We start from the raw sequence: 22,684 nt of genomic DNA, 5'->3' as shown, positions 1-22,684 counted from the left end.
GCCGCGCTGCGGGGCCTCGCTCCCTCCCCTGCCAGCAGGGGAGGGTTGGGGAGGGGTAAGTACTTGAGAAAGCGTTTCGGGGAAGGTATTCGCAAGAGCTCACCCCTCCCGGCCTCCCCCTGTCCCACGGGACTAGCTTCGCGTCGCAAGCAGGGGGAGGGGGAAATGCGCCGCTGGCATTCACTCCGCCGCGTAACCACCCTCAGCCGCCTGGTTGTCGCGCGTGTTCTTCTGCACCGCGATGGCGGCGAACAGCGCCAGCGCAAAGGCCATGGCGTAGAAGCCCTTTTCGCTCAGGCTCAAGGTGGCGTTGAACAGGCCGACGGTAAGCAGAACCACCGTCAGCAGTACTGAGACCCAGCTCAGGCCGTAGTAGATGTTGGTGACCGGGATGCCTTCCTGGCGATCGCGCACGCTCTTCTGCACCGATACCGCCGAGAACAGGCCATACATCAGCACCGCGAAGTAATAGCCCTTTTCATTGAGCTGCATGCTGGCGTTCCATAGGCCGATCACAAAGGCCAGGAAGCCGATCAGCAGGGCAGCCCAGGACACGGCGATAAAAGCGGCAGACGGCTTCTGGACAACAGGTTTCACGTGCGGTTCCTTTTGCAGAGTGGGGTTCCGTGCCTCGCGGGTTGGCGAGCGCGCACATCCTAGCCTAGAGCAGCGCCTTCCAGTCGGGGTCCTGTTGCAACGTGGCAAATGGTACGGCCGGCTTCGGTGGCGTCGTCGGTGGTTGCAATTCTTTCTGCCACACGCCGACATCCCACCACTGTCCCAGCTTGTAACCGGCCTTCCGCCACACGCCGGCAGGCGTAAAGCCCATTGCCTCATGCATCGTCACGCTCGCCGCGCCGGGCAGGGTGATCACACCCACGGCCTGATTGATGCCCTGCATGCGCATGCTGTCGAGCAGTACGTTGTACAGCCGGCGCGCGATGCCGCGACGCTGTGCATCGGCATGTACATAGATGGAGGTCTCGGCGATCCAGTCGTATGCGGCGCGGTCGCGGAAGCGGCTCGCATAGGCATAGGCCAGGATGCGGCCCTGTTCTTCCCATACCAGCCACGGGTAGTGCGCGAGCCGGGCCTGCACGCGTTCGCGCATGGCGTCAGCGCCGGGCAATTCGGTTTCGAACGTGGCCATGCCCTCCAGCACGTGCGGGGCGTAAATGGCGTGGATGGCGTCGGCGTCAGCCGGCCTGGCGATGCGGATCATGCAATACCTTCTCCATGCAGATGCTTTGCGGGTTGGCGCGATGGTCGCCGAACGGCGGGCAGCGGCGATAGCCGGCACGCCCGTAAAGCTCCAGCGCTTCAGCCTGCGCCGTGCCGGTTTCCAGGCGCACCACGTGACCGCCGCTATCGCGGATATGCCGCTCCAGCGCTTCCAGCAACTGCTTGCCCAGACCCAGCCCGCGGCAAGCCGGCAGCACGTACATGCGCTTCACTTCCACATAGTCGCCGTGGTCCATGCAGGCGCCGCAGGCCACCGGGGTGCCATCCACGCGCGCAGTGAGAAAGGTGACGTTGGGGCGGCGCAATTCCTCCAGCGACACCGGCTGGATATTGGCGGTGGGATACAGCTCAGTCAGATAGCCGTCCAATTGCTCGATCAGCTGCAGCACATCGGGCGCACCCGGATCGTCGACGGCGAAATGCAGGATGGGTCGAATGTTCACTGATATTTCCAGTTGCGTTGCTTGCCCTCAGCCAGCCACTCCAGCGTGGTGGCGATGCGTTTCTGGCGGGTGGCTTCAGTCTTGGCTTCGGTCATCCATTCCACGTACTCGCACTGCATGCTGGCAGTGAAGCCCTCATAAGTCTTGCGCGCCGCCGTGTGTTTCTTCTGCGCCAGCAGCGCAACGAAATCGTCTGGCGGCACCGGCGCGGGCTTGGTCACGGTCTTGGGGCGTTTCTGCTTTACGCCGGCATCAATTAGCGCCATCGCCTTCTTCACGTAGCTCGCGAGCTCTTTCTTGACGGGCAGATCGCGCACCGATGCAAGCTTGCCGAACTGGCCCATGCCCTCGCCATCGCCTGCCGCGTCGGCACCGAAGATCTCTTTGTATTGCCAGAAGTGCAGGCTGCAATGCTGCTTGAACGAAGCCATACCGCACATCATCGAACCCTTGTAGATGAAATACGGCATACCCCATTTTGTGGCTTCCTCCGCTTCCGGGCAGGCTGCATGCACCATGGCGCGGATGTGTTCGAGGATCGGCCGGGCGAATTCGGCGGATTTGGCGATATAAGCATCGACACGTGGGTCGGGGTGGCTCATGGCGTCGGTCTCACAAATCACGGATGAAAAACTGGTCGCAGCTGAAATGTCCGGTGCCGCCCAGCGGCCCGCATAACGGCTGGAATCCGCTGCGCTTGTACAGCGCCTGCGCCGCATCCATGCCGGTGAGCGTTTCGAGATAACAGCGCCGGAAGCCTTCCGCACGCGCGGCGTCCAGACAGCGCTGCATCATCGCGCCGCCGGCGCCGATGCCACGTGCTTCCGGCAGGAAATACATCTTGCGCAGTTCGCACACGTCGCCATCGCCGCCTTCCAGCGGGGCCATGCCGCCACCGCCGATCACTACACCATGGCGCTCCACTACGAAGTAGGCGCTGCGCGGGCGCGCGTAGGCCTCGTACATGGTGTCCACTTCGGTGTCATGGATGGCGAAGCCGGGACCGTCGGCACCGAACTCCGGCATCACGGTGCGGATGATCGCTGCGACAGCGGTGTTGTCGCGGGTTTCGATGGGGCGGATCAGAAAGTCGTGGCTCATGGCGTGCGGTAGATAGCGCCGTCCTTCATCACAAAGACGGGATGCTGGAGATCGTCGATATGCTGGCTCGGGTCGCCGCTGAACGCGGCAAGGTCGGCACGCAGGCCGGGCGCGATGCGGCCGAAGCGCTCCTGCTGGCGCAGTATGCGCGCCGCCACATCGGTGGAAGCATGCAGGGCCTGCACCGGGGTCATGCCGGCGCGCACCATCGCGACGGGTTCGCGCCAGTTGCTGCCGTGCGCGAACACACCCACGTCGCTGCCGTTGCCGATGGTCACGCCAAGTTTCAGCGCGGTGCGGAATGCGCGTTCGGCCTCGCGCATGCGTGGTGTCGGTTCGCTCTGGCCCGGCACGTAATGCTCGAAATACTCCGCGGTCGATTCCACCGCGGTCAGCGTCGGCTCGTAAGCCACGCCGCGCTGCTTCATCAGGCGGAACGTCGCCTGGCTGGCGCCATAGCCATGTTCGATGCTGTCGACGCCGGCTTCCACCGCCATGCGCACGCCGGCATCGCTGGCCGCATGCGCTGCCACCGGGCGACCGGAGAGATGCGCGGTGTCTACGATGGCCTTCATTTCGACTTCCGACAGCGTCGGCATGGTGCCGCCATCCGGGCCAACGCGGTAGTCCGCGTACAGCTTGATCCAGTCCGCGCCATGGCCGGCCTGTTCGCGCGTCGCGCGTATGGCTGCATCCACGCCACTCACTTCCTCGGCGCCGCCGGGCAGGTCGATATCCGGACGGAAGCCGCGCGGTCCCGGGCCGTAGCTTGCGCTGGCGACGATGGCGCGCGTGGCGACGAACAGATGCGGGCCCGGAATCATGCCTTCATCGATCGCGCGCTTTACCGAGACATCGGCGTAACCCGCGCCCTCGGTGCCTAGGTCGCGCAACGCGGTGAAACCGGCCATCAGCGTGTCGCGCGCGTGGCCGGCGGCGGTGAGCGTGCGGTAGTCCTGCGGTTCCTTCAACACCTGATCGTTCCACAGCGTCTCGTTGTAGGGATGCAGGAACAGGTGCGAGTGAAGGTCGATCAAACCGGGGGTGAGCGTGGTGCCGGGGAGCTCGATGCGCTGTGCGCCTTCCGGGGCGTGGATCGCCGCCGTGGGGCCGACGGCGGCGATGACGCCGTCATGGATCAGGACGGCCCAGCCGGTATGGGTGGTGTTGCCTTCGGCCGTCCATATGCGGTCGGGGAGGAGGAGGGTGTCTTTGTTGGGGGTGGCCGCGATGGCGGGCAGGGTGGTCAGTGCCACGAGTGTGGCGGCGGCTCTGAACACGCAGGTTTTCCATCGCTGGGACATCGACGGACTTCCTATGGGGAAGGCTAGATCATAACGGGGCTGAGTGGTGGATGGTTCTCCAATGTTGGCGATACCGTCCTACTTCGTCATTCCGGCGTAGGCCGGAGGCGCTTCACAACAGCGAAGCTGGTCATCCAGTGGCGTTGTCGCTCGATTGTCGCGACTGCGTGCCCTGGCTCGCCTGCCGCGGGCTTTCGAACCGCTGCCGCGGTCCGAGTCACTTTCTCTTTGCTGGCCCAAAGAGAAAGTAACCAAAGAGAAATGGCCTGAGAGCGGGCGGCGTGCTTTGTAGCTCCGCTGTTTCCAGTGTCAGGCGTCGGGATAGTTCTCTTTTAGGTTTGATCGCCTAGCTTTTATCGAAGCGCAGCAACTCCCTCTCCCCTTGGGGAGAGGGTTGGGGTGAGGGGCGGGTGCTCGGAATGACGCGGCTATCTCGCCATTTACTGCAGCAGCATCAACTGATCCGCTGCGGTGTACCAGAGCAATCCATAGTGGCCGTAGGCGTAGGTGTTGCTGCCGGTTTCGCCGTCGATGCTGGAGGTGTGTACGCCGCCTACGGTGCAGACGCCGCCGTAGCAGTTGATTTCGTCGATCCAGGATTTGAATGAGTACATCTTTTGGCCGAAGCGGTGGCCGGCGATGCTGTTGAGGAAGGGGCTGTTGACGGAGAGGCCCCAGGAGCCGCAGGTGCTGGTGGCGACGTTGAAGGGATAGGTGCCGCAGGACCACAGGCCATGGAAGGCGCCGGCGATGCCGATGAAGACGTCGACTTTGCTGGATACGTTGAGTTTGTCGATTTCGCGCGCGGCGAGGGTGGCGCCCATGGAGTGGCCGATGACGTCGATGTGGCCGGTGCAGGAGTTGGCGATGGCGCTGGTGATGGCGTTGCTGACGGGGGTTTCTTCGCTGCCGTTGTGGTCGTTGCAGGCGGCGCAGTAGGGATTGCCCCAGCTGGGTGTGTAGATCTGGGCGTTGCTGTAGCCGTTCTGGCGCAGCAGGTTGTAGGTGTTCTGAAAATCGGTCGGGCTGCCGGTGTTGCCGTGCACTAGCACGACATTGTCGACGCAGGCCGCGTGCAGGCCGACGCCGGGTATCAGCAACAGCAGGGCCAGCAGGCCCAGACTCCACGATTTGATCGACATCGCTGTGTGCTCCCTTCGCTGTGACAGGTCCCGGCGTGCCGGGACGGTGAGGAGCCGCATCGCAGGACGCGGCTCCGGATCGACAGCGACTAGACCCAACCCGTCAGGTAGTACACGGCGATCACCACGAACACGGCCATGGTCTTGATCAAGGTGATGGCGAAGATGTCGCGGTACGACTGCCGATGGGTGAGTCCGGTCACTGCAAGCAAGGTGATTACCGCGCCGTTGTGCGGCAGCGTGTCCATGCCGCCCGAGGCCATGGAGGCGACGCGATGCAGGACTTCCATCGGTATGCCGGCCGCTTGCGCGTTATGAATGAAGGTGTCGGCCATCGCCGCCAGCGCGATGCCCATGCCGCCGGAAGCGGAGCCCGTGATACCGGCGAGCGCGGTGATCGAAATCGCCTGGTTGACCAGTGGATTTGGAATCGCGTGCAACGCATCGGCGATCAGCTTGAAGCCGGGCAGGGCGGCGATGACTGCGCCGAAGCCATATTCGGAGGCGGTATTCATCGATGCCAGCAGCGCGCCGCCGACGGCGGCCTTGCTGCCCTCGGCAAAGTGCTTTGCCACCGGACGCCACGCGAACAACAACACACACAGGATGCCCAGCAGTAGCGCGCCTTCGACGGCCCAGATCGCCGCGAGCTTGGAGACTTCCTGCACCACCGGCTTGGTATCGCCGATCACGGCGGGCACGAATGATTGCGTCTGGCCGTAGAAGCGTGGCATCGCATCGGCAAGCAGTTTGTTGGCGACGCCGACGAGTACCAGCGGCAGCAGGGCAATCAGCGGATGCGCGAGATGGCCGCCTTCGAATGGCGGTGGTTCGTTCACCAGCTCGCCCTGGCCGTAGCCTTCGCCGGCCGCCGCGGCTTTGCGCCGGCGCCACTCCAGATAGCTCAGGCCGACCGCGAGAATGAACACGGCACCCAGCGTGCCCAGCCAGGGCGCGGCCCAGGCGGTGGTGCCGAAGAACGAGGTGGGGATGATGTTCTGGATCTGCGGCGTGCCAGGCAGCGAATCCATGGTGAAGGTAAACGCACCCAGCGCGATGGTGCCGGGGATCAGCCGCTTGGGAATGTCGGCCTGACGGAACAGCTCGGCGGCGAACGGATACACCGCGAACACCACCACGAACAGCGACACGCCGCCGTAGGTAAGCAGCGCGCATACCAGCACGATCGAGAGCATCGCGCGGCTGCGCCCGACCAGGCCGATGGTGGCGGCGACGATGGCCTTGGAGAAGCCCGAGAGTTCGATCAGCTTGCCGAACACAGCGCCCAGCATGAACACCGGGAAGTACAGCTTGAGGAAGCCCACCATCTTGTCCATGAACAAGCCGGTGAACATCGGCGCGACCAGGGCGGGATCGGTGAGCAGCACCGCGCCCAGCGCGGCGAGAGGCGCAAACAGGATCACGCTGTAGCCGCGGTAAGCCGCCAGCATCAGGAAACACAGTGCGGCCAGCACGATCGCGAACGCCATTCGGAACCTCGGTGCAACTCGCCGGACAGGACGAGCGGCGAGTATCCGTATGGGCCACTCGTCATGGCACTGTACCAAGGTACAAGTGTCGCCCAGGCCGGCGCTGCCTACGCTTCGTGGTATCGGCATCCGGGGGAACGGGATGCGCTTACCGTGAGGGGCGATATGAAACGCACGTACTTGAGTCTGGCCATCGGCATGGTGTTCGGCGTGGCCTGCGCCGCGCCGCTCTACGCGCAGCAGGTTTCCGACACCACGGCCAGGCCGGCCGAAGCCAAGAAGCTCGAAGAAATCAAAGTGACCGCGCGCAAGCGCGAGGAAACCTTGCAGGATGTGCCGATCGCCGTCAGTGCGTTCACCTCAGCCGCGCTGTTCAAGCAGAACGTGCAGAACCTGAGCGATCTGCAGGGCAAGGTGCCGTCCTTGCAGGTCTATGCCGCGCGCGGTTCCAACACCACGCTGACGGCTTATATCCGCGGCGTCGGCCAGGCCGACCCGACTTGGGGTTTTGACCCGGGCGTGGGCATCTATCTCGACGACGTCTATATGGCGCGTCCGCAGGGCGCGTTGCTGGACGTGTTCGACGTGAACCGCATCGAGGTGCTGCGCGGCCCGCAAGGCACGCTGTATGGCAAGAACACCATCGGCGGCGCGATCAAGTACGTATCCAACCCGTTGCCTACGCAGTTCGGCGGTGCGGTGGAAGCGACCGTGGGCACGCATGGCGAGAAAGACATCAAGGCCAATGTCGGCGGCGCCACCGACGATGGCGTGTGGCGCGGGCGCGTGGCGGTATCCAGCGCGCATAACGACGGCTTCGGAAAAAACCTGTTGACCGATAGCCGCAACGGCAACAAGAACACCAATGCCGCGCGCGCCACGCTGGGTTTCTTTCCCAGCAAGACCTTCAACGCCCAGCTCTCGGTGGACGGCCTGCGCGACAACTCGAATCCGCGCGGCGCCAAGATGCTTACGGCGAACAAGTTCTATCCCACTTACCAGCCACTCTCCAGCGACTTCGATACGCGCGGCGGCATGGCGCAGCTCAATCACACCGAGTTGTCGGGCGCCGCGCTGACCCTCAACTGGATCGTCAACCAGTCATGGACGCTGAAGTCGATCACCGCGTATCGCGAGTCATCCACCAACACCAATATCGATTTCGACACGATTCCTGCCAAGGTCGCCGACGTCAACGCGGTGTACAAGGACCATCAGTTCTCGCAAGAGCTGCAGGCCAACTACGACTCGGGCGGCGCCATCCACGGTGTGTTCGGCCTGTACTACTTCAAGGGTGCGGCCAACGGCGAGATCCACAATATCTTCCTGGGCTCGCCGCCGTACAGCACGCTGCACCTGGCGCAGTACGGCAGCACCGGCGGCAACATGGGCACCAAGAGCATCGCCGGCTACGGCGACCTCACCTGGGATTTCAATCCGCAATGGAGCCTGGATGTCGGTCTGCGCCTCACCGAGGAAACTAAGACCGCGCTGATCCAGAACTACGGTTTCGCCGACGAAAGCTTCACCCGGCCAATCGTGACTACCGCCAATTTCCGCGGCTCGCACACGTCGCGTAACGCCTCGCCGAAGGTATCGCTGGCCTGGAACGCCAGCGAGCAGGTCAAGCTCTATGCCACCTATAGCGAAGGCTTCCATTCGGGCGGCTACAACATTCGCGCCAACTGCGTGGCGATTCCTTCCTCGTGCAAGCCGATCAAGGACGAGAAAGTGCAGTCGTTCGAAATCGGCAGCAAGATGAGCTTCTTCGACGGCCGTCTGATGATGAACACGGCCGCGTTCCACAACATCTATTCGGACATCCAGCTGTCGGTGTTCACCTCGTACACCTTGCCCAACGGCAGCCAGGGTTTCTTTGGCGACTTCACCAATGCCGGCAAGGGCCATATCGACGGTCTGGAAGAAGAGTTCGCCTGGAAGCCCTCGGATAATTGGACCTTCAGCGGCAACTTCGCCTACCTGCACACCAAGTACACCCAATTCATGAGCGGCGGCGTGAACATCGCCAACATGCAGAAATTCACCAACGCGCCGAAGTGGTCCGGCGGCCTGTCGCTGGAAAACAGCTACCCGCTGGCCGGCGGCGGCAGTATCAGTGCGCGGGTCAACTACAGCTATCAAAGCACCGTGTATCCCGAGACCACCCTGTCGCCGCTGATCGCACAGAAGAGCTACGGGCTATGGAATGCCGGTGTGATCTGGCAGATCAACGATCCGTGGACCTTGAGCCTGCAAGGCACCAACCTGGCCAACAAGTCGTATCGCACCACCGGCTATAACATCGCGGCACTGGGTATCGTTACCGGTTTCTACGGTGCGCCGCGCATGGTGACGCTGACGGCGCGCTACAAGTTCTGAGTCTGCGGCAGGAGGGAGTGCGATGCGCTGGATATCGATGCTGTGCCTGAGTCTGTGTGTGGTGGGCGGTCCGGTCTGGGCGGGCGACGCGGCACCGTTGCCGAAACTCAAGCTGGAGCCTTCGCGCGTCGCGGTCGCGGGGCTGTCCTCGGGTGCGTACATGGCGACCCAGGCGCAACTCGCTTATCCCGAGCTGTTCGGGGCGGCGGCGCTGGTCGCCGGCGGGCCTTACGGCTGTGCCGGCGGCAAGCTCGACGTCGCGCTCAGCGCCTGCATGAAAGGAACCCCGGCGCCAGATGTGCCGGCGCTGGTCGCACGGGCCCGGCAGCGTTCCGCGGCGGGCGAGATCGGTGCACTGAGCGCACTCGCTCATGCGCGCGTCTACCTGTTGCACGGCAAAGACGATGCCGTGGTGGCGCCGCCCGTCGCCGAGGCGGCGGCGACGTTCTACGAGCAGTTGCGCAATGGCGATGCAGCGCTCAAGGGCATGCAGGTGCATGACGATGGTTCACGCGTGTTCGCGCATAACCTGCCGATTGCTGCCAGCGGCGACGACTGCGACAAGTCCGTCTCACCGTACCTCGGCCGTTGTGGTTTCGATGCAGCCGGTGAAATTTTCGCCCAGCTGTTCGGCAAGCCGCCGCGTGCGGTGGGCGAGGCCAAGGGCGAGCTGCGCACCTTCGACCAGAATGCTTATCGCCCGGATGGCGCGGATGCTTTCCTCGCCGACGAGGGCTACATCTATGTCCCACCGAGCTGCCTGGCCGGCAAGTCCTGCGGTTTGCTGGTGGCGTTCCACGGCTGCAAGCAGAACGCCACGGCGGTCGGCGAGGCCTTTGTGAAGGACGCCGGTTTCAATCGCTGGGCCGACGCTTATGGCGTGGCGGTCTTGTATCCTCAGACGCGCGCCAGCATGGCGCCTTTGAATCCGCAGGCATGCTGGGATTGGTGGGGATATTCGGGAACCGGGTACGACGGCCGCCAGGGGGTGCAGCTGCGGTGGCTGGTGCGCGCGGTAGACGCGTTGGGATTGCCGCCGCGGCGTTGATGCGCGGTGCAATGGCGTGTGGTGCTCCTGCTCCCTCTCCCCTCAGGGGAGAGGGTTGGGGTGAGGGGCGGGTGCTCGGTTCACCGCTCCTACTTCGTCACCCCGGCGTAGGCCGGGGTCCAGTGGCGTTATCGCTCGGCTCTAGCGACTGCGTGCCCGGGCTCGCCTGCCGCGGGCTTCCGAACCGCTGCCGCGGCTCGGGTCACTTTTCTTTGCTTGCCCACGCACCCGCAGGAGCGGGTGCGAACAGCGCAGCTGGCCCGAAGGGCGGAGGGCATGGATGCCCGGAGTCAAGAAAAGTAACCAAAAGAAATGGCATAAAAGCAGGCGGTGTACTTCGTAGCTGCGCTTCTTCCAGTGTCAGGCGTCGGGATGGTTTTTCTTCGGAGCCTGATCGTCCAACCCTCACCACTACACAGGTGACTCCCCTAGAGAAACATCTCCCTCTCCCTCCGGGAGAGGGTTCGGGGCTTGAGATAGTCCAGCTACCCATGGCGAGGCTTCTCTCATGCTGACCGCCAGCGTCATCGCTATCGCCGCGTTGATCTGGCTTGGTCTTCTGTTTGGTGTTGCCTTGCTTGGCGAACGCCATCCTCGGTTGTTCGAGCGGCGCTGGGCGGTGGTGTATGCGCTGTCGCTGGCGATTCATTGCACGTCGTGGACATTTTACGGGACGGTGACGCAGGCGAGTCGGTCGGGGTGGTGGCTGCCGCCGACGTTTGTGGGGGCGATCCTGATGTATCTGTTCGGGATTGCAGTGTTGCGGCGGCTGGTGCAGTTGGCGCGGGATTACAACGCGGGTTCGCTGGCGGATCTGATCGCGGTGCGCTTGGGACGGCATTCGGGGTTGGCCGCGTTGGTGACGGCGGTGATGTTGGTGGGCATCGTGCCCTACATCGCGCTGCAGTTGAAGGCGGTGGCGATGAGTTTCGCCATGCTCAGCCGCGGGCAGGTGGCGGAGTCGGCGCCGTGGCAGGACAGTGCGCTGTATGTCGCATTGCTGATGGCGTTGTTCGCGATGCTGTTCGGTACGCGGCGAGCGTCGACGATGGCGCACAATCGCGGGCTGGTTTTGGCGATGGCGTTTGAGTCGCTGTTCAAGCTGGCGGCGATGCTGGCGTTGGGTTCGTTGTTGTTCGCGCCAATGCCGGAGGGTGTAGTGGCAGGTGCGTCGCCGCCACATGACAGCTCGGGTTTTCCGGCGATGATTCTGCTTGGTGCGCTGGCGATGTTCACCTTGCCGCATCAGTTCCATGCCGGCGTGGTGGAGTGTCGGGATGGGGCACATCTGCGCACGGCGCGCTGGCTGTTTCCGCTGTACATGCTGCTGATCGCGCTGCCGATCCTGCCGCTGGCGCGGCTGGGCGATGCCTGGCTCGGGCCAAGCGGCGTGCCCTCCGATCTTTATGTGCTGGCCTTGCCGATGGCGCGTGGTCAGCACGGGCTGGCGCTGCTGGCGTTTCTCGGTGGGCTCAGTGCCGCGACCAGCATGGTGGTGGTGGCGACGCTCGCGCTTAGCTTGATGGTGGTGAATCATTTCATCGCGCCGCTGCGAGTGCAGGCGGGTTGGGGGCGCGACGAGCACGGCGACTTGCGCGGCGAGGTGATCAATCAGCGTCGCGCGGCGATCGTGGCGGTGATTTTGCTGGCCTGGGCTTATAGCCGGGTGCTGGCACGCAACGATGCGCTGGCGGATATCGGCGCGATTTCATTTTCCGCGCTGGCCGGTCTGGCGCCGGCGCTGCTCGCGGCGGTGTATCGACCGCAGCTGGGGCCGCGCGCGGTGGCGGCGGGGCTGGCTGCCGGCACGTTGACTTGGTTGTACGTGCTGCTGCCCGCGCTGATTCCGCAGGGGCCGGCTTGGTTGCATGTCGGCCCGTTCGGGCTGCATGGCTTGTCGCCGGATGGCCTGCTGGGGCTTAGCGATTGGAGCCGGCTCGGTCGCGCGGTGGTAGCGAGCCTTGCGATCAATGTGATCGTGATGCTGGCGGTGGCCGGGTCGCGCTTCGGACAGACGCGCCAGCCGGCCCGCGTGGGTGGCATCGGTGCGGCGGAGTTGCGCGCGCTTGCATCGCGCTTTCTTCCTGCGGAGCGGGTGACGCATTTGTTCGATGGCGCACCGACACAGGGCCTCGCCAGTCCGGCGCGCGCGGCGGAAGTGGAGCATGAGCTGGCGGCGGTGATAGGTGCTGCGTCGGCGCGCCTGCTGCTTGAAGTGGTACGCCAGCAGCGTCGCGACGAACTGGATACGGTCGCGGCTATCGTCGGCGAAGCGGCGCAGGATCTGCGTTTCAATCAGCGCGTGCTGGAAGCGGCGCTGGAGAACATGAGCCAGGGCATCTGCGTGGTCGATGCGGAATTGCGTCTGGTGGCATGGAATCGCCGCTACGCCAGCCTGTTCGCGTATCCGTCGGAACTGTTGCAAGTTGGACGGCCGGTGGCCGATCTGACCCGCTACAACATCGAGCGCGGCATGATCGGCACCGGTGAGCTGGAGCTGCGCGTGCAGCGCCGGCTGACGCATATGCGCGCCGGCACGCGACATCTTTCGGAACGCCGCTTTCCGGATGGCACGGTGGTGGAGATCCGCGGCAATCCGATGCCGGGTGGCGGCTTCGTGGCGACCTTTACCGACGTCACCGCGTTCCGGCAGGCTGAGGATGCGCTCAAGCGCGCCAACGAGACGCTGGAGTTGCGTGTGGAAGAACGCACGCGCGCGCTCGCCGAAGCCACTGACGAGGCACAGCACGCGAACGCAGCCAAGAGCCGTTTTCTCGCTGCGGTCAGTCACGATCTGATGCAACCGCTGCACGCGGCGCAGTTGTTCGCGCATGCGCTGGCCGAGCGCGGCGGCGAGCCGTCGACAGTGCGGCATCTCAATGGTGCGCTGGCGGCGACCGAGGGTTTGCTGGCCGGGCTGCTCGATATAGCGCGGCTGGAAGGCGGCCGCCTGCATCCGCAGCCGCGCGATTTTCCGCTGGCGGAAGTGTTCGATCCGTTGGCGGCGGAGTTCCGCGCGCTGGCCGACGAGCGTGGCATCCGTTTCGACGTAGTGCGCACGCGCGCATGGGTGCATACCGATCCGCAACTGCTGCGGCGCGTACTGCAGAATTTTCTTTCCAACGCGCTGCGCTATGCGGAGCACGGTCGCGTGCTGCTCGGTGCGCGGCATGCCCAAGGGCAGCTGCGGCTGGAGGTGTGGGACAACGGGCCGGGCATTGCACCGGAAGAACGCCAGTTGATCTTCGACGAATTCCGTCGCGGCAGTACGGCAGGCGGGCAAGGCATGGGGCTGGGGCTTTCCATCGCACAACGCATGGCTGGCCTGCTGGGCCATCCACTGGAACTGCGTTCGTGGCCGGGGCAGGGCAGTGTGTTTGGCATACGCGTGCCGCATGCGGAGGCTACCGTGTCGCCACCGGCGTTAGCGGATCTGCGCCAGTCGCTGCCTGTGGGTCGCGCGCTGGTGCTCGACAACGAGCCCGCCGCGCTGGCGGCGCTCAGTACCCTCCTGGTTGGATGGGGCTGGCAAGTGCACGCCGCGCGCACGGTCGAACAAGCCAGAGCGGTGCCATGGCCCGCGGACCTGCATATTTTTGACTATCACCTCGACGCGGGACGCACGGGTCTCGATGCACTGAGCGAATTGGACGTCCATGCCGCCGCAATCCCTACCGTGATTCTTACCGCGGACCGCGACAGCGAACTGCGCCAGCGGTTGCTCGATCATGGCCTCGCGGTGCTCTACAAACCGCTGAAGCCCCTGGCGCTGAAACAGGTACTGCAGCGCATGGCGACCGCACGAAGCTGATCGTAGGAGCGCACAGGGTGCGCTCCTACAGGGCCGGCTCTATGAGTGCGAGTGAGCGCAGCAGTAGGCTGGCTTGCGTGCGATTTCGCACGCCCAGTTTCTCGAAGATCGCCGTGACGTGCGCCTTCACTGTGCGCTCCTGGATAGTCAGGCGATCGGCGATCTGTTTGTTGAGCAGGCCTTCGCCGAGCAGGCTGAGCACGCGGTATTGCTGCTCGGTCAGGCGGGCGAGGCGCGAGGCGAGGTCGGTATCGGTTGGGTCGGCGGGCAGGGCAGCGACCGCCTGCGCGAGGGCGGGCGGCAGCCAGGTGCCGCAGTCGAGCACGGTGCGCACCGCCTCGCCGATTTCGGCGGGGCTCGCGCTTTTGGCGATAAAACCAGCAGCGCCGTGATCGAGCACGCGGCGCACGACGCGCGCTTCGTCATGCGCGGACACCACCAGCACGGCGACGCCGGGATGCTGTCCGCGCACGGCGGCCAGCCCGGAAAGGCCATGGCTGCCAGGCATGTTGAGATCGAGCAGGATCAGATCGATGTCGGTGTCTTCCGCCAAGGCCGTCAGTACACCGGGCATGTCGGCGGCTTCATGGATGACGCATGCGCCCAGGCTCTCGCCGACAGCCTGGCGCAGCGCGGCGCGGAACAAGGGATGGTCGTCGGCAATCAGCAGGCGGGTCATGCCGCTGACTGTAGAGCCTGTTCACGGTCTTTGCGTAGATGGCGCGTAGCCCACTCGCACATTCCCACTGGACCTTCGTACGATGGCGGCCGGACGCGCGGTTGCTATGGTGTCTGGATGAAAGTCTCCCTTCGCCATATCAGTCTGTTGCTCGCGCCTTGGCTGGCGGCCTGCGCCGCCGATCCTTCTGTGCACCACTCATCAGGGCGCTCCATGCAGACCGATTTCGTACAAGGCGACGTGCGCGTCACCGAACATCGGGAAGGCGATGACCTGCTCAGCGCGGGTCTTGGTCTGCAAGGGTTGGCGGGGGCGCTCACGCCGTTCGCCGATCCCTTGCATCCGACGGCGGAAGAGTTGCGTCGGCGTGCGATCCAGACCAGTTGGAAGGGCATCGCCGATCTCGGTCCACTGGGCGGCTACGGCAGCGTCTATGGCGGCGCGCCCTCCATACCGGGTCGCGAATATCAGGCGTTCACGCGCATTCCCGGCGCGCATGCGCCGCACCGGGTGCTGGCGCAGGTGCCCGATCAGTTCGATCAGGCGCATCGCTGTCTGGTGGTGACGGCTTCCTCGGGTTCGCGTGGCATCTATGGCGCGATCGCGCTGGCCGGCGCGTGGGGACTGCCGCGCGGATGCGCGGTGGTCTATACCGACAAGGGCACTGGTGGGGGTTACTTCGACTACGCAGACGACAGCGGTGTCGCGCTGGATGGAACGCGCGCGAAACGCGGCGAGCGGGCATTGGAGTTCGAGCCCGCGCCAGCACCGGCGGATGCGGGCATCGCCATCAAGCATGTGCATTCGGGCGACAACCCGGAGGCGGATTGGGGCCGTCATGTATTGCAGGCAGCGCGCTTCGGTCTGGCCATGCTCGATCGCGCGTTTCCGCAGCAGGCGCCGTTCACGCCGCAGAACACGCGCATCATCGCCACCGGTCTTTCCAACGGTGGCGGCGCGGTGTTGCAAGCCGCCGGGCTGGACGACGAAGGCATGCTCGCCGGCGTGGTGGCGCTGGAGCCGAACGTGCACGTCGAAGGGCAGGGGCGCGCGCTCTACGACTACGTCACCGAAGCGGGCGTGTGGCTGCCGTGCGCCTTGGCTGATGCGCGCTTCGCAACGGCGCCGTTCGCACGCGGGCCGAACGGACAGCCGCCGCCGGCATGGCCGTTGCGCTGCGCCAGTCTGCACGCGCTCGGCATGGTCAGCGCTGACCATGTCAGCGGACAGGCGGCGCAGGCGTATGAATTCCTGCGCGCCAAGGGCTGGAGCGATGCGGCGATGGCGGTAGCGGCCACATCGACCAGTTTCGATTTGTGGCGCGCGATCGGCGCCGGTTACGCGTCGGCGTATCTGCGGCGTGGCGTGCAGAACATGCCATGTGGTTTCCATTACGCGGCGATGGGCGCGGGCGGAGCACTAGGGCCAACGAATCCAGCGTTGCGCGCCGGCTGGTGGGCCGACGCGGCGGGCATCCCGCCGGGCAATGGCGTTGGCCTGTACGGCGGCACCGATGCCACGGACGATCCCACGCTGAGCGGCCTGCGTTGTCTGCGTGCGTTGTGGGAAGGCACGGATGCGCAGGCGGCGGCCTTGCATGCGGGCGTCAAGGCAACCACGGCACATCTACCGCGCAGCGGGTTGCCGTTGTGGGTGGTGCATGGTGCGGATGATGGCTTGCTGCCCACCGCGTTCACCTCCGAACCCTACGTGGACTGGCTACGCCAGCAGGGGCGGCAGCCGCTGTATTGGAAGGTGCCGCACGCGCAACATTTCGACGCCTTCCTGGCCTTGCCCGGTTTCGGCGAGCGGCATGTGCCACTGCTGCCTTATGGCTACCTGGCGCTGGACCGGTTGTGGGCGCACCTCTATGAAGGCGGGCAGTGGTCGGATGCATGGCCCACGCCGGTGTCCCAGCCGCGCGGCGCTGGCACGTTGGAGCGCAAGATCCTGGGGTTGCCGTAGGGGCGCACAGGGTGCGCTCCTACAGCGGTGTGGCTTGCTGGGGTATCCTTTGCGGCCCCCGTGTGGCGCTCGCTGGCGTCGCGCCGTTCCGATAGCCGAAGGAAGTCCGATGAGCATCAACGTTACCCTCAACACCACCAAGGGTCCGATTCACCTGCGCCTGCATGACGACAAGGTGCCGGTGACGGTGGCCAGCTTTGTGAACCTCGCGCGCCGCGGCTATTACGACGGCCTGTCGTTCCATCGCGTGATCAACGACTTCATGATCCAGGGGGGGTGCCCGGAGGGCAGCGGCCGCGGTGGTCCGGGCTACAAGTTCGAGGACGAGTTCAACCCGTCGCTGCGCCATGACAAGCCGGGCGTGCTGTCGATGGCCAATGCCGGTCCGCGCACCAACGGCAGCCAGTTCTTCATCACCCATGGCGCCACGCCGTGGCTGGACGGCAAGCACAGCGTGTTCGGCGAAGTGCTGAGCGAGGGCGACCTGGCCGTGGTGAATGCAATCCACCAGGGCGACGTGATCGAGAAGGTCGTCGTCGAGGGCGATGTGGACGCGCTGCTGGCTGCCCAGGTCGATCGCGTCAAGGAATGGAACACGGTGCTCGACCAGCGCGGCTAAGGCTGAGCGCTGCAAGGCTGAAAAGCCGCTGTCCGCGAGGACGGCGGCTTTTTTCGTTAACGGTGCCGTCACATGTGGATGCAGGTGGCTGGCCTAGAATCGCGCGGCTGCGCAAGCGATGCGCCGTGGGGTCATCACTTTTCTAGGAGAACACGTATGTCGTTGCTCGATACGTTAGGCGGCCTCTTGGGCCAGGGTCAGGGACAAAGCGCGCAGGGCGGCAACCAGCTCATCGAGATTGCAGGCCAGCTGATCCAACAGGCGGGCGGTGTGGGCGGGCTGGTCAGCACACTCCAGCAGCATGGGCTGGGCGATGCGGTGCAGTCCTGGGTAGGTACCGGGGCGAATCAGCCGGTGTCAGGCGACCAGCTTGGTCAGGCGCTGCAGAACGGCGGCCTCGGCTCGGTCCTGCAGGACGCCGCCGGCAAGCTCGGCGTGGACCCGGGCCAGCTGTTGGGTGGCCTGGCGCAGGTACTGCCGCACGCGGTGGACCATATGACGCCGGACGGCCAAGTGCCGCAGGCCGGTAGCGGCCTCGACGTGGGTTCGCTGATCGGACTCGCCGGCAAGTTGTTCGGCGGCAAGACGGCCTGAACTGCCGGAACGGATGACAGTCGGCGGAGCGCAAGGCTCCGCCGACATCGCGCGTTGTCAGGACGACGCGGAATTGCGCTTGAAGAAGTGATAGATCAGCAGCAGCACGATGGCGCCTGCGATCGACCCGAGGAAATGCACCAAGCCCGTCTCTCCCCAGAGGCCGAGCTTCTCACCGATGAAGGTGGAGAGGATGGAGCCGACGATGCCGAGGATGGCGGTAATGATGAAGCCGCCCGGATCCTTGCCCGGCATGATGGCCTTGGCAATCAGACCTACAACCAGACCGACGATTAATACCCAGAGCCAATGCATATCCGTGTGTCCTCTGTGAGCGTTGGGAAGGTCTCCTGAGTACGACTGGCGGGCCCGGCATCCTGTTGGCCCGCTACCCCCGGTCCCGATCGATCCGGAGCCACCGGCAGTGTGCGCATCATGCATGGCCCGCGCATGGAATGCACCGGGTATTCCCTTGTCGCGCAAGGTTTTGCGGCCCTGCCGGATGACGCGCCGCCGCATGCTAAAATCGTGAGGTTTGCTACCTCCGTCCCCCGAACCAGAGGAAGTCATGCCCCAGCTCGCCCAGCGTGTCGGTCGCGCCAAGCCCAGCGCGATCATGGTCATCGCCGAAAAGGCCAAGCAGCTCAAGGCTGCCGGTCGCGACATCATCAGCTTCTCGATCGGCGTTCCCAATTTTCTTCCCGGCGAACATGTGTACGCCGCGGCGCGCGAAGCGCTCTCGCACGATTCCGGTCAGTACGGCAGCAACCGCGGTGCGGAGCCGCTGTTGGATGCGTTTCTGAAGCACATCGAAGCGCTCGGTTTCAGTGGTTATGGCCGCAACAACCTCTCCATAGGCATCGGCGCCAAGCAGGTGCTGTACAACCTGGCCGAGGCGCTGCTCAACGAAGGCGACGAGATCTGCTTCGCCGCGCCGTACTGGACCACATATCACGACATCGCGGACATCGTTGGCGCCAAGGTCAACGTGATGCATTGCGGGCCGGAGCAGCACTACAAGCTCACCACCGCGCAGCTCGAAGACGCGCTGCAGCGCAAGCCCAAGGTGTTCCTGTTCAACAACCCATCCAACCCGACGGGCATGGTGTACACGCGCGAAGAAATCGCGGCGCTGGCCGATGTGCTGGCGAAGTATCCCGAGACCTGGATCGTCACCGACGACATCTACAACTCGATGGTGTTCGATGGCATCGGTTATCACAACTTCGTGTTCGCGCGCCCCGAGCTGCGTGATCGCTTGATCTTTGTCGACTCCGTGTCCAAGACCTACGGCATGCCGGGTTGGCGAGTGGGTTTGATCGCTGGTCCCGAAGCGGTGGCGAAGGCCATCACCACGCTCAACTCCAACCACATCACCAGCGTGCCGGAAGTGATCACGGCCGCGGCAGTGGCGGCGTTCGGCGGTCCGCAGGATGTACCGCAGGCCAAGTGCAAGGAGTTCGCCGGCAAGCGCGACATCGTGGTGGCCGCGCTCAGCGCGATCCCCGGCGTGGTGTGTCCGCGTCCGCAGGGTGCGTTCTATGCGTTCCCGGATATTTCGGTGGCCTTCGGCAAGAGCCACAACGGCGTGAAGATCGGCAACGACGTGGAGTTCTGCGCGGCGCTGCTGGAAGCCACCGGCGTGGCCTGCGTGCCGGGCTCGGCCTTCGGTGAGCCGCGCGCCATGCGCATTTCCTATACCTGTCCCACGGCACAGTTGGAGCCTGGTCTGAAGCGCATTCAGGCCTTCTTTGCCGAACTGACCTGATCCATTGCAACGGTGGGTCTCACGGCCCGCCCAACAACATTCGGTGGGCAAGGCCCACCTTGTCTCTGAAGGAGTGGAAGTGATGAAAGCCCCCGTTCGCGTTGCCGTTACCGGCGCAGCCGGCCAGATCGGTTATGCCCTGCTGTTCCGCATTGCCGCCGGCGACATGCTCGGCTCGGACCAGCCGGTGATCCTGCACCTGCTCGAAATCACCCCGGCGCTGCCGTCGCTGCAGGGCGTGGTGATGGAGCTCAATGACTGCGCATTCCCGACGCTGGCCGGCGTGGTCGCCACCGACGACGTCAACGTTGCCTTCAAGGATGTCGACTACGCACTGCTGGTCGGCGCGCGTCCGCGCGGCCCGGGCATGGAGCGCAAGGATCTGCTCGAAGCCAACGGCGCCATCTTCGGCCCACAGGGCAAGGCACTGAACGATCACGCCAAGCGTGACGTCAAGGTGCTGGTGGTCGGCAACCCGGCCAACACCAATGCGCTGATCGCGCAGCAGAACGCTCCGGACCTCGATCCGAAGTGCTTCACCGCGATGGTCCGCCTCGACCACAATCGCGCGCTGTCGCAGCTGGCCGAGAAGACCGGCAAGCATTCCACCGACATTAAGAAGATGACCATCTGGGGCAACCACAGCTCCACCCAGTATCCGGACCTGCACCACGCCACCGTCGACGGCAAGGCGGCGCTGTCGCTGGTCGACCAGGCCTGGTATGAGAGTGACTTCATTCCGACCGTGCAGCAGCGTGGCGCCGCGATCATCAAAGCGCGCGGTGCTTCCTCGGCCGCGTCGGCCGCATCGGCCGCCATCGATCACATGCGCACCTGGGCACTGGGTACGGCGGAAGGCGATTGGGCGTCGATGGGCATCCCGTCCGACGGTTCATATGGCATCGCCGCAGGCGTGATCTACGGCTACCCGGTGACGGTGAAGAACGGTAAGTACGAAATCGTGCAGGGCCTGGCGATCAACGACTTCTCGCGCGTCCGCATGGACGCCACCGACAAGGAACTGCGCGAAGAGCGCGCCGGCGTCGAGCACCTGTTCGCCAAGAAGTAAGCCGCTTCGGCCTCGAAGTAGAGAAGGGCGGCTTTGGCCGCCCTTCTTCGTTTGGGCCACCCAGCAGCGGCTCAATGAGTTGCGCGCTGCGAGCTTTCCCACGCGTTGCGGACATAGGCCAGTAGCTGGTCGTCTACCGCGCTGCCGCCACGCAGGTCCGGCTCCTTCGCGTAGGCCTCGCGGATGCGCGCATGCGTGACCGGATCGTCCCCGGCGTACGCGCGAAACAACTCCATCCAACGCCGTGCCTTGGCCTGTACGTGTGGATGGTCGGGAGGGAGCGCGTCAGCCATGGCGCCGCGCAATTCGGCGATCAGCGCCGGCCAGGCGTACATCTGCGCACCGTAGTGCGCATGCATGCGTTCCATTTCCTGCGCATCCAGATAGCGGGCGAAGATGGTCAGCCGCGCTGCGATCACCGCCCGTTCCACGAACCGTTCCAGCTCCTGGGTAATGCCGCTGCGCGCACGCATGGTCGGTTCTTGTTCGTTAATGGCGTGAAGCCGCATCAGGAAGGCGGGATTATTGCCAGTGGCGCGCCCTACCATCGTCATCCAACTCAGTGCCAGCAGTTGCACGTCGGCGTCGTGCGCGGTCGCGCCACGGTCCATCGCCGCTTGCACTGCAGTGATCAGCGCACTCCATTCGGGCAGTACGTCGGGGTCGGTGTGCAGTGGCAGGGTCTTCAGTTCGTCGGGAGAAAAATACTTCTCGTACATGGTCATGGTCTCGAGCGTGTCCAGCCAATCGGCCAGGTCGGGGGACTGTCCGGCGATCAGCTGCGCGCGCAGCCGATGCAGCCGCTCGCGCAGCAGCGCGGCTTTGGCCAGCTCGCGATCGAGGTGGGCGATCTGGCGATCGATCACCTCGGGAAGCGGCGCTTGCGGCCCGGACAGGGCGTCTCCGATATCGGTCAGCGACAGCCCCAATTGGCGCAGGGCCTGGATACGATGCAGGCGTTCGATGTTCGCCCGATCGTAAAGTCGATAACCGGCGGCGGAGCGCACCGAGGGCTTCAGCAGGCCGATGGCGTCGTAGTGATGCAGCGTGCGGACAGTCAGCCCGGAACGCCGCGCAAGTTCGCCAACGGTCAGCTGCATGGGGTTCTCCTTCGGTGCGGGATGGGACACTGGGGCCTTACGTTACGTAAGGGTCAAGCATCCCGATAGCCGTGGATGCGAGCCTCTGCTAAAACACGCTGATCGCATCCAGCCGAACGCGACGGGCAACGGGCTGCCGATGGCGATCGATCTACTCGATCCGATGGGATAAACCGTGCAAACCATTCTTGTCGCCGACGATCATCCGATGTTCCGCGCAGCCATGCTGCAGGCGCTGCGCGAAGCGCTGCCCGGCGCACGGATGATCGAAGCGGCGAGCCAGAGCGCTGTCGAAAACGTGCTGGCCGAACAACCCGATATCGACCTGGTGCTGCTGGATCTGGCCATGCCGGGCGCGATGGGCTTTTCCTCGCTGGTGCTGTTGCGCGGCGAACGCCCCGAAGTGCCGGTCATTGTGATTTCCTCCAACGACCATCCGCGCACGGTGCGCCGCGCGCAGCAGTTCGGCGCGACCGGTTTCGTTTCCAAATCGGCGCCGGTGGGGACGCTCGGCGACGCCGTGCGCGAAGTGCTGGCGGGCGGCAGCTGGTTCGCCGCCGAGAAGGCGGAACGCAGTGAACAGGACGCTGCACTCGCGGCCAAGCTGGCGCAACTCACGCCGCAGCAATTGCGAGTACTGATGCTGCTCGCCGAAGGTTTGCTCAACAAGCAGATTGCCGATCAGCTGGGGCTGGCCGAGAACACGGTGAAGATTCACGTCACCGCGGTGCTGCGCAAACTCGATTGCCGTTCGCGGACGCAGGCGGCAGTGTTGGTGAAGTCGCTGGATCTGGATGAGTCGCCGAGTAGTGGGTTGGATTGAATGGCTGCCTGATGGGTTTCTCCTCCCCCTGCAAGCAGAGGGAGGTTGGGAGGGGGTAAGCCCTTGAGAAAACCTCTCCCGATACGCTTTCTCAAGTACTCACCCCT

At 64.6% G+C, this 22,684-nt stretch carries 20 protein-coding genes; 9 read left to right on the top strand and 11 right to left on the bottom strand.

Features of this window, described 5'->3' with window-relative positions:
• Window positions 1-180 precede the first annotated feature (180 nt).
• The 8 genes from yiaA to BM338_RS08920 all read right to left on the bottom strand — a co-directional run bounded on the left by yiaA (window position 181) and on the right by BM338_RS08920 (window position 6,722).
• The gene (gene yiaA / locus BM338_RS08955) at window positions 181-597 is read right to left on the bottom strand and encodes an inner membrane protein YiaA (RefSeq protein ID WP_090450542.1); all 417 of its coding nucleotides are present in this window, start codon (window positions 595-597) and stop codon (window positions 181-183) included.
• A 64-nt stretch (window positions 598-661) separates the two neighbouring features.
• Window positions 662-1,222: a GNAT family N-acetyltransferase gene (locus BM338_RS08950; protein WP_090450541.1), complete on the bottom strand. Its 561-nt coding sequence runs from the start codon at window positions 1,220-1,222 to the stop codon at window positions 662-664.
• Window positions 1,197-1,685, bottom strand: a complete 489-nt coding sequence (locus BM338_RS08945; protein ID WP_090450540.1) for a GNAT family N-acetyltransferase — start codon at window positions 1,683-1,685, stop codon at window positions 1,197-1,199. The genes BM338_RS08950 and BM338_RS08945 overlap by 26 nt, the downstream gene beginning before the upstream one ends.
• Window positions 1,682-2,287, bottom strand: a complete 606-nt coding sequence (locus tag BM338_RS08940) for a YdeI/OmpD-associated family protein (protein ID WP_090450539.1) — start codon at window positions 2,285-2,287, stop codon at window positions 1,682-1,684. Before BM338_RS08940 ends, BM338_RS08945 begins: the two co-directional genes overlap by 4 nt.
• Before the next feature lie 10 nt (window positions 2,288-2,297).
• Window positions 2,298-2,786, bottom strand: a complete 489-nt coding sequence (locus BM338_RS08935; protein WP_090450538.1) for a GNAT family N-acetyltransferase — start codon at window positions 2,784-2,786, stop codon at window positions 2,298-2,300.
• Window positions 2,783-4,090, bottom strand: a complete 1,308-nt coding sequence (locus tag BM338_RS08930; RefSeq protein WP_090450537.1) for a metal-dependent hydrolase family protein — start codon at window positions 4,088-4,090, stop codon at window positions 2,783-2,785. The genes BM338_RS08935 and BM338_RS08930 overlap by 4 nt, the downstream gene beginning before the upstream one ends.
• Window positions 4,091-4,530: 440 nt before the next feature.
• Window positions 4,531-5,232: an alpha/beta fold hydrolase gene (locus BM338_RS08925; protein WP_090450536.1), complete on the bottom strand. Its 702-nt coding sequence runs from the start codon at window positions 5,230-5,232 to the stop codon at window positions 4,531-4,533.
• Between the two features lie 89 nt (window positions 5,233-5,321).
• Window positions 5,322-6,722, bottom strand: coding sequence for a GntP family permease (locus tag BM338_RS08920; protein ID WP_090450535.1), 1,401 nt, complete (start codon window positions 6,720-6,722; stop codon window positions 5,322-5,324).
• A 165-nt stretch (window positions 6,723-6,887) separates the two neighbouring features.
• Here BM338_RS08920 and BM338_RS08915 point away from each other — a divergent pair, with 165 nt between their 5' ends.
• From BM338_RS08915 to BM338_RS08905, 3 genes are all read left to right on the top strand, one after another.
• Window positions 6,888-9,101 carry a TonB-dependent receptor gene (locus BM338_RS08915; RefSeq protein WP_090450534.1) on the top strand — a complete coding sequence of 738 codons (2,214 nt, stop codon included), beginning with the start codon at window positions 6,888-6,890 and terminating at the stop codon, window positions 9,099-9,101.
• A 22-nt stretch (window positions 9,102-9,123) separates the two neighbouring features.
• Window positions 9,124-10,149 (top strand): extracellular catalytic domain type 2 short-chain-length polyhydroxyalkanoate depolymerase, encoded by a 1,026-nt coding sequence (locus tag BM338_RS08910; RefSeq protein WP_090450533.1) that lies wholly within the window; start codon window positions 9,124-9,126, stop codon window positions 10,147-10,149.
• A gap of 508 nt (window positions 10,150-10,657) precedes the next feature.
• On the top strand, window positions 10,658-13,960 hold the full coding sequence (locus BM338_RS08905; RefSeq protein ID WP_090450532.1) for a hybrid sensor histidine kinase/response regulator: 3,303 nt from the start codon (window positions 10,658-10,660) through the stop codon (window positions 13,958-13,960).
• Window positions 13,961-13,985: 25 nt separating this feature from the next.
• On the opposite strand, the gene BM338_RS08900 is transcribed toward BM338_RS08905, so the two are convergent.
• Complete coding sequence (locus BM338_RS08900) at window positions 13,986-14,639, bottom strand: response regulator (RefSeq protein ID WP_090450531.1); 654 nt, start codon at window positions 14,637-14,639, stop codon at window positions 13,986-13,988.
• A 117-nt stretch (window positions 14,640-14,756) separates the two neighbouring features.
• Between BM338_RS08900 and BM338_RS08895 the strand changes: the two genes are divergently transcribed.
• From BM338_RS08895 to BM338_RS08885, 3 genes are all read left to right on the top strand, one after another.
• Window positions 14,757-16,604 carry a 3-hydroxybutyrate oligomer hydrolase family protein gene (locus BM338_RS08895; protein ID WP_090450530.1) on the top strand — a complete coding sequence of 616 codons (1,848 nt, stop codon included), beginning with the start codon at window positions 14,757-14,759 and terminating at the stop codon, window positions 16,602-16,604.
• Between the two features lie 109 nt (window positions 16,605-16,713).
• Window positions 16,714-17,223, top strand: coding sequence for a peptidylprolyl isomerase (locus BM338_RS08890; protein WP_090450529.1), 510 nt, complete (start codon window positions 16,714-16,716; stop codon window positions 17,221-17,223).
• A gap of 156 nt (window positions 17,224-17,379) precedes the next feature.
• Window positions 17,380-17,817 carry a YidB family protein gene (locus tag BM338_RS08885; RefSeq protein WP_090450528.1) on the top strand — a complete coding sequence of 146 codons (438 nt, stop codon included), beginning with the start codon at window positions 17,380-17,382 and terminating at the stop codon, window positions 17,815-17,817.
• 57 nt (window positions 17,818-17,874) lie between these two features.
• Here BM338_RS08885 and BM338_RS08880 read toward each other — a convergent pair whose 3' ends face one another.
• Complete coding sequence (locus tag BM338_RS08880; RefSeq protein WP_090450527.1) at window positions 17,875-18,132, bottom strand: GlsB/YeaQ/YmgE family stress response membrane protein; 258 nt, start codon at window positions 18,130-18,132, stop codon at window positions 17,875-17,877.
• 253 nt (window positions 18,133-18,385) lie between these two features.
• Between BM338_RS08880 and BM338_RS08875 the strand changes: the two genes are divergently transcribed.
• Both BM338_RS08875 and BM338_RS08870 read left to right on the top strand, forming a co-directional pair.
• The gene (locus BM338_RS08875) at window positions 18,386-19,585 is read left to right on the top strand and encodes a pyridoxal phosphate-dependent aminotransferase (protein WP_090450526.1); all 1,200 of its coding nucleotides are present in this window, start codon (window positions 18,386-18,388) and stop codon (window positions 19,583-19,585) included.
• 82 nt (window positions 19,586-19,667) lie between these two features.
• Window positions 19,668-20,654 carry a malate dehydrogenase gene (locus tag BM338_RS08870; protein ID WP_090450525.1) on the top strand — a complete coding sequence of 329 codons (987 nt, stop codon included), beginning with the start codon at window positions 19,668-19,670 and terminating at the stop codon, window positions 20,652-20,654.
• A gap of 71 nt (window positions 20,655-20,725) precedes the next feature.
• On the opposite strand, the gene BM338_RS08865 is transcribed toward BM338_RS08870, so the two are convergent.
• On the bottom strand, window positions 20,726-21,754 hold the full coding sequence (locus BM338_RS08865) for a MerR family transcriptional regulator (RefSeq protein ID WP_090450524.1): 1,029 nt from the start codon (window positions 21,752-21,754) through the stop codon (window positions 20,726-20,728).
• Between the two features lie 175 nt (window positions 21,755-21,929).
• Between BM338_RS08865 and BM338_RS08860 the strand changes: the two genes are divergently transcribed.
• Entirely contained in the window at window positions 21,930-22,577 is a 648-nt protein-coding gene (locus tag BM338_RS08860; RefSeq protein ID WP_255367239.1) for a response regulator, read from the top strand.
• Window positions 22,578-22,684: the final 107 nt, after the last annotated feature.

It is taken from the genome of Dyella sp. OK004 (assembly GCF_900114495.1).
Lineage (GTDB): Bacteria > Pseudomonadota > Gammaproteobacteria > Xanthomonadales > Rhodanobacteraceae > Dyella_D.
Note: the sequence above shows the minus strand (reverse complement) of the source record. Positions and strands in the feature narration are given on the sequence as shown.